This window comes from Micromonospora sp. NPDC002411 (assembly GCF_053592955.1).
Genome location: NZ_JBSFBM010000334.1, coordinates 1 through 7,384, shown reverse-complemented (window position 1 = coordinate 7,384; position 7,384 = coordinate 1). Strand labels below are relative to the sequence as shown.

At 72.6% G+C, this 7,384-nt stretch carries 7 protein-coding genes; 4 read left to right on the top strand and 3 right to left on the bottom strand.

Annotated elements, in window-relative coordinates:
- Window positions 1-59: 59 nt before the first annotated feature.
- From ACWCO3_RS28655 to ACWCO3_RS28640, 4 genes are all read left to right on the top strand, one after another.
- The gene (locus ACWCO3_RS28655; protein WP_450013005.1) at window positions 60-923 is read left to right on the top strand and encodes a potassium-transporting ATPase subunit C; all 864 of its coding nucleotides are present in this window, start codon (window positions 60-62) and stop codon (window positions 921-923) included.
- Between the two features lie 72 nt (window positions 924-995).
- Complete coding sequence (locus ACWCO3_RS28650) at window positions 996-3,545, top strand: sensor histidine kinase (RefSeq protein ID WP_145786084.1); 2,550 nt, start codon at window positions 996-998, stop codon at window positions 3,543-3,545.
- The gene (locus ACWCO3_RS28645) at window positions 3,542-4,222 is read left to right on the top strand and encodes a response regulator (protein ID WP_358162083.1); all 681 of its coding nucleotides are present in this window, start codon (window positions 3,542-3,544) and stop codon (window positions 4,220-4,222) included. Before ACWCO3_RS28650 ends, ACWCO3_RS28645 begins: the two co-directional genes overlap by 4 nt.
- Window positions 4,223-4,322: 100 nt before the next feature.
- Window positions 4,323-6,332, top strand: a complete 2,010-nt coding sequence (locus tag ACWCO3_RS28640; protein WP_450013002.1) for an FAD-dependent oxidoreductase — start codon at window positions 4,323-4,325, stop codon at window positions 6,330-6,332.
- Here the strand turns inward: ACWCO3_RS28640 and ACWCO3_RS28635 are convergent.
- The 3 genes from ACWCO3_RS28635 to ACWCO3_RS28625 all read right to left on the bottom strand — a co-directional run.
- Complete coding sequence (locus ACWCO3_RS28635; protein ID WP_450013000.1) at window positions 6,233-6,619, bottom strand: SAV_915 family protein; 387 nt, start codon at window positions 6,617-6,619, stop codon at window positions 6,233-6,235. The genes ACWCO3_RS28640 and ACWCO3_RS28635 overlap by 100 nt on opposite strands.
- Window positions 6,620-6,693: 74 nt before the next feature.
- Window positions 6,694-7,197: a universal stress protein gene (locus tag ACWCO3_RS28630; RefSeq protein WP_145786086.1), complete on the bottom strand. Its 504-nt coding sequence runs from the start codon at window positions 7,195-7,197 to the stop codon at window positions 6,694-6,696.
- On the bottom strand, window positions 7,194-7,384 hold a 191-nt coding region (locus tag ACWCO3_RS28625), incomplete at its 5' end, for a hypothetical protein (RefSeq protein WP_450012998.1). The genes ACWCO3_RS28630 and ACWCO3_RS28625, both read right to left, overlap by 4 nt.

Below are 7,384 nucleotides of genomic sequence, written 5' to 3'. Positions count from 1 at the left end.
GCAGGACGTGCCGACGATGTCGGACCGGCTCGCCCGCTACCCGGAGCCCACCCACCTGGATCGCCCAACACCTCGCCGCCCTGCGCGCCGTACTCGTCTTCACGGTGCTGCTCGGCCTGGTCTACCCGCTGGCCCTGGTAGCGCTCGGCCAACTGCCCGGCCTCAACCACAAGGCCGACGGCTCGCTGATCACCGTGGGCGGCAACACCGTCGGCAGCTCGCTGATCGGCCAGTCCTTCACCGACGCGGACGGCAACCCCGTCGCCCGCTACTTCCAGTCCCGCCCCTCCGCCGCCGGCGACGGCTACGACCCGACCTCCACCTCGGCCAGCAACCTGGGCCCGGAGAGCGTTGTCGACACCATCGCCACCGACCCGGAGGAGTCCAGCGAGAGCCTGCTCACCCAGGTGTGCGGGCGCAGCAAGGCCGTCGGCGAGCTCAACGGCGTCGACGGCCGGCGCCCCTACTGCACCGACGACGGGGTGGGCGCCGTGCTCGCGGTCTTCCGCGCCGACGGTCTCACCGGCCCGGTCACCAGGGTGGTCAGCGTCAACCAGACCGCCCCGGCGACGCCGTTCGTCGGCTCGTACCAGGGGGTCACTGTGGAGCTGGCCCAGCCCGGCGAGGACTACGTGGCCGCCGGTGGGGTGGTCACCCCGATCCGGGGCGACGCGCCGGCCGACCCGGCGGTGCCCGCCGACGCGGTCACCGCCAGCGCCAGCGGCCTCGACCCGCAGATCAGCCCGGCGTACGCCGAGCTGCAGGTGAACCGGGTCGCGCGGGAGCGCGGCGCGGACCCCGCGGCGGTCCGCAAGCTGGTGCGGGAGCACACCGACGGGCGGGCGCTCGGGTTCATGGGTGAGCCCGGCGTCAACGTGCTGGAACTCAACCTCGCCCTCGACAAGCAGTTCGCCGCGCGCTGAGCACCCTCGCGGGCGGGGCCGTGCCGACCGGCACCGCCCCGCCCGCCACTCTGACCAGGGAGGATGGTCCCCGTGCCACGCGGAGAACTGCGCATCTATCTCGGAGCCGCCCCGGGCGTCGGCAAGACGTACGCCATGTTGGAGGAGGCGCAGCGGCGAGCCGCGCGCGGCACCGACGTGGTGATCGGCTTCGTGGAGACCCACGGTCGCCAGCACACCGCCGCGATGCTCGGCGACCTGGAGCAGGTGCCCCGTCGGGCGATGGAGTACCGGGGCGTCGAGTTCACCGAGATGGACCTGGACGCGGTGCTGGCCCGCCGGCCGGAGATCGCGGTGGTGGACGAGCTGGCGCACACCAACGTGCCCGGTTCCCGCCACGACAAGCGCTGGCAGGACGTCCAGGAGCTGCTCGACGCGGGGATCGACGTGCTGTCCACGGTCAACGTGCAGCATCTGGAGTCGGTCAACGACGTCGTCGCGCAGATCACCGGCACCACCCAGCGGGAGACCGTGCCGGACGAGATCGTCCGCGCGGCCGAGCAGGTCGAGCTTGTCGACATGACCCCCGAGGCGCTGCGTCGGCGGATGGCGCACGGCAACATCTACCGGCCCGACAAGATCGACGCCGCGCTGGGCAACTACTTCCGGGTCGGCAACCTCACCGCGCTGCGCGAGCTGGCGCTGCTCTGGCTGGCCGACAAGGTCGACGAGCAGCTCGACCGCTACCGCAGCCAGCAGGGCATCGCGGCCACCTGGGAGGCCCGGGAACGCGTCGTGGTGGCGCTGACCGGCGGCCCGGAGGGCGAGACGTTGATCCGGCGGGCGGCCCGGGTCGCCGCCCGCAGCAAGGGCGCCGACCTGCTCGCCGTGCACGTGGCCCGCAGTGACGGCCTGGCCGGGGCCGACCCGGCCCAACTGGCCCGCCAGCGGGTGCTGGTGGAGAGCCTGGGCGGCACGTACCACCAGGTGCTCGGCACCGACGTGCCGGCCGCGCTGCTCGACTTCGCCCAGGGCGTGAACGCCACCCAGCTGGTCCTCGGCGCCAGCCGGCGAGGTCGCTTCGCGCAGATCTTCGCCCGGGGTGTCGGGGTGACCACCACTGCGCTCTCCGGGGCGATCGACGTGCATCTGGTCACCCACAAGCAGGCCGGCAAGGGCCGTCGGGCGGCGGCCGTGCCGGCGGCGCTGTCCCGGCGTCGGCGGCTGCTCGGCTTCGGCCTGGCGGTGGTGGGCATGCCGCTGCTCACAGTGCTGCTGAAGACACTGCCCGACCTGACCCTGACCAACGACATCCTGCTGTTCCTCGCCGGGGTCGTCGGGGTCGCCCTGGTCGGTGGGGTGTGGCCGGCCCTGGTCGCCGCGCTCGGCGGCTCGCTGCTGCTCAACTGGTTCTTCACCCCGCCGTTCCGCACGTTGACCATCGCCGAGGCGGACAACCTGCTCGCCCTGGCCGTCTTCGTGGCTGTGGCGTTGGCGGTCAGCTGGGTCGTCGACGTGGCCGCCCGGCGTACCCGGGAAGCCGCGCGGGCGGCCGCCGACGCGCAGACCCTCGCCGCCATCGCCGGCGGCGTGTTGCGCGGTGAACGCCCACTGCCCGCCCTGCTCGAACAGCTCCGGGAGACCTTCGGGCTGCGCGCCGTGAGCGTGCTGGAGCTGGCCGAGGAAGCCGAGGGCCGCCCCGAGCGGGCCCGCGAGGAGCACGCCTGGAACGTGGCGGCCAGCGTCGGCGAGAACGCGCCCTGCACCCCGGAGAGCGGCGAGACGACCGTCCCGGTCGACGACCGGATCACCGTCGTGCTCTGCGGCCGACGGCTGGAGGCCGCCGACCGGCGGATCGTCGAGGCGTTCGCCGCCCAGGCCGCCGTCGCGCTACGCCAGGAACGGCTCGCCGAGGAGGCCGCTACCGCCCGACCCCTCGCCGCCGCCGACCGGATGCGCACCGCGCTGCTCGCGGCGGTCAGCCACGACCTGCGTACGCCACTGGCGTCGGCGAAGGCGGCGGTAACCAGCCTACGCAGCCACGACATCGAGTTCGACGAGTCCGACCGCGAGGAGCTGCTGGAGACCGCCGAGGAGTCCCTGGACCGGCTCGCCCGGCTGGTCGGCAACCTGCTGGACATGAGCCGGCTCCAGGCGGGCGTGCTGGGCATCTCGGCGACCGCGATCGGCCTGGAGGACGCCGTACCCCTGGCGCTTGACGAACTTGGCCCGGCGGCCGCGACTGTCGGCACTGACATCCCGGCCGATCTGCCGGCTGCCACCGCCGACCCGGGCCTGCTGGAACGTGTGCTTGTCAACATCGTCGCCAACGCGTTGCGCTACAGCCCGCCGGACCAGCCGCCGACGATCACCGCCAGCGCGCACGCCGGTCAGGTGGAGCTGCGGGTGATCGACCGGGGTCCGGGTATCCCGGAGGACCAGTGGGAGCACGTCTTCCTGCCGTTCCAACGCCTCGGCGACCGGGACAACCAGACCGGCGTCGGTCTCGGTCTTGCCCTGTCCCGGGGCCTGGCCGAGGCGATGGGTGGCAGCATCACCCCGGAGACCACCCCGGGCGGTGGGCTCACCATGGTGCTGCGGCTGCCCGCCGCGCCCGCCAGCTCGGAGGGGCCGCAGGAATGACGCGCATCCTGGTCGTCGACGACGAACCGCAGATCCTGCGTGCCCTGCGGATCAACCTGCGCGCCCGCCGGTACGACGTGGACGTCGCAGCGACCGGGGCCGCCGCGTTGAAGTCCGCCGCCAGCCACCCACCCGACCTGGTGGTGCTCGATCTCGGGCTGCCCGACATCGATGGCGTGGAGGTGATCCGCGGCCTGCGCGGATGGACCGCCGTGCCGATCATCGTGCTCTCCGGTCGCGCTGGCAGCGAGGACAAGGTAGCGGCGCTCGACGCGGGCGCCGACGACTACGTCACCAAGCCGTTCGGCGTGGAGGAGTTGCTGGCCCGGATCCGCGCCGTCACCCGCCGGCTCGGCGCGCCCAGCGAGTCGGTGCCGGCGCTGCGGATCGGCCAGCACACCGTCGACCTGGCCGACCACAGTGTGCGGCGCGACGACGGCACCGAGGTGAAGCTGACCCCCACCCAGTGGAGCGTGTTGGAGAAGCTGCTGCGTCACCCCGGCAAGCTGGTGAGCCAGCGTCAACTCCTCCAGGACGTGTGGGGGCCGGAGTACCAGAACGAGACCAACTACCTGCGGCAGTACCTGGCCCAGCTGCGGCGCAAGCTGGAGGACGACCCGGCCCGACCCCGGCACCTCATCACCGAACCGGGAATGGGCTACCGCTACCGCCCCTGACCCGTTGACACCCGCCGGCAGAGATTGAAGAATTTCTGTTTGCAGCGGCAGCGGCGTGCTTCTGTAACCGTCCCCTCCGGTTACCCCCTGGGAGTACGCCGTGTCAGTGCCCCTGTCCCGCCGTCGACTGCTGACCGCCGGCGGCGCCGGCCTCGTCCTGGCCGGTCTCTCCGACCCGTTCCGGGCCGGTCCCGCCCGAGCCGCCGTCACCACCGCCGACCTGGTCGTCTACGGCGCCACCTCCGGAGGCCTGGCCGCCGCGATCACCATGCGCCGACTCGGCCACACCGCAGTGGTGGTCGAGCCCACCAGCCACGTCGGCGGGCTGAGCACCGCCGGGCTCGGCGCCACCGACACCGGGGTCCAGGCGTCCATCGGCGGGTTGGCCGCCGAGTTCTACCGCCGGGTGTACGTGAAGTACCACGGCGGAACCCTCACACCGACGTCCCCACTGCGGATGACCTTCGAACCGCGCGTCGCCACCGCCGTCTTCGCGGAGATGCTGGCCGAGGCCGACGTTCCGGTGGTCGTCGACGCCCGGCTGGCCAGCCTCGGCCGCAGCGGCAACCGGATCACCGAGCTGCGCACCGAGGACGGCTCGGTCTACCGGGGCGGCGTGTTCGTCGACGCCACCTACGAGGGCGACCTGCTGGCCATGGCCGGGGTGGGGTTCACCGTCGGGCGGGAGTCCAACGACACCTACGGCGAGACGATCAACGGGGTGCAGTCCCGCAACACCCACCAGTTCGTCTACCCCGTCGACCCGTACGTGACGGTCGGCTCGCCGGCGAGTGGTCTGCTGCCGGGCATCTCCGCCACCCCGCTCGCCCCGCAGGGCAGCGGCGACGACCGGATCCAGGCGTACTGCTTCCGGATGTGCCTCACCCAGGCGGCCAACCGGATCCCGTTCGGCAGGCCGTCCGGCTACGACCCGATCCGGTACGAGCTGCTGCTGCGCCACATCCAGGCGGGCTACACCGGGCCGTACTTCACCACCCACTCGATCGGCGGTGGGAAGACCGACTCCAACAACAACGGCGCGGTCTCCACCGACCACATTGGCTCCAACCACGCGTACCCGACGGCGAGTTGGGCCGTACGGGAGAGCATCATCGCCGAGCACCGCAGCTACCAGCAGGGGATGATGTGGTTCCTGGCCAACGATGCACGGCTGCCGGCGTCGGTGCGTGAGTCCACCGCCCGGTGGGGGCTGCCGGTCGACGAGTTCACCGGCACCGGTGGTTGGCCTCCGCTGCTCTACATCCGTGAGGCCCGCCGGATGGTCTCCGCGTACGTGATGACCGAGGCCGACTGCCGGGGGCGGGTGCGCGCCGCCGACTCGGTGGGCCTGGCCAGCTACACGATGGACTCGCACAACTGTCAGCGGGTGGTGGTCGACGGGAAGGTACGCAACGAGGGGGACGTGCAGATCAGCGTGCCAGCGCCGTACCCGGTGAGCTACCGGGCGATCGTGCCGCACCAGGCGCAGTGCGCCAACCTGCTGGTGCCGGTCTGCCTGTCGGCGAGCCACATCGCGTACGGGTCGATCCGGATGGAACCGGTGTTCATGATCCTCGGGCAGGCCGCCGCCACGGCCGCGTCGCTGGCGCTCGCCGGGAACGTCGCCGTGCAGGCCGTCTCCGTGCCCACCCTCCAGACGCGGCTGCGTCAGGACGGCGCGGTGCTGGAATGGGGATCGACGAGCGAGGTGATCCTGGACAACGCGGCGGCCAGCGGAGTCACCCGGGCCGGTACGTGGCTGCGCAGCACCAGCATCGGCGGCTACTACGGCCCGGACTACGAGCACGACGGCAACACCGCCAAGGGCGTCAACCGACTGCGGTTCCGCCCGACACTGCCCACCTCCGGATCGTGGACCGTGCAGCTGCGCTGGACCGCCGACCCCAACCGGGCGAGCAACGTGCCGGTGGACATCGCGTACTCCGGCGGGCTGACCACCCGGACCGTCGACCAGCGGCAGTCCGGGGGCCAGTGGGTGCCGCTGGGCACCTACCCGTTCACGGCGGGCACCGACGGGAGCGTGCTGATCCGCACCGAGGACACCAACGGCCACGTGATCGCCGACGCGGTGCGCTTCGTCCGCGCCTGACCGGCCGGTTGGGCAACGGTCTCGGGCCGGGCGGCGGTCTCCGGGCGGGCGGCGGTCCTCGGGGCCAGCGGTGGTGCCACCAGCAACGGGTCGACCTGGATCACGTCGATGCCGAGCGGACGCAACATGCCGCGCAGCGCCGACTCGCAGAGCTCCTCCCACGGCTGATCCGTGCCCATCGCGGTGACCAGCAGCTCGGGCCGGGTGAAGGCGATTCCCACCCATTGCCCCTGCGGCGAACGACCGGTCCGTACCGTCCGCACCATCCGTCCCGGCAGGTCACGCACCGGAACGGCGTAGATTATCGGGCCCTCGTCCATTGTCGGTTTTGTCCTTTCCGCACGTGCCGCCGGGATGGCGGTCATCGGCTGAATCGTTCGAGGTCGCGGGCGAAGCGGCGGATCGTCGCGGCCCGCGCCCAGGACGGCGCGGGCACCGCGATGACAGGTACGCCCGCGTGGGTCACGCAGTACCGGGTGACGTGGCCGCGGGACCGGCCGAACCGGCCGCGTTGCGGGCTGCCGACGACCAGTAGGTCCGACTCCCGGCACGCGTGGTCGACGAGCACCTGCCCGGCGTACCCCTGGGTAGCCACCAGCCGCACTGTCACGTCCCGGGGGATCCCACCGAGCGCCGCGTCGAACACGCCGCGCAGGTAGACCACTGCCGCGCGGTCGCATTCGTCCTGCCACCGCCAGGTCAGCGTGCCGGGCCGCCACGTCGGGGCGAAGACCCACGCGCGGACCGCGTCCACCTGCGCGCCCTCTCGGCGGGCCAGCTGCATCGCGCGGCGCAACGCCTGCATCCCGGCGAACGACCTGTCGACTCCCACCACGATCCGGCGGGCACCGGCTGCGCGGCTCATGCGGCGGACCCCGCCCACTCCGGGGTACGCGGGTCCGCCGGCGCGCTCAGGTCGAGTGCGCGGAGGATGTAATTGGCCTCCGCCACCTCCACCCCGGCGCGCAGGCGCAGGTCGGCCACGGCGCGGTGCAGCACTGTCATGCTGTCGGCGGCGAGGCGGATCACGGCGTCGACGTCGGCGGCGATCC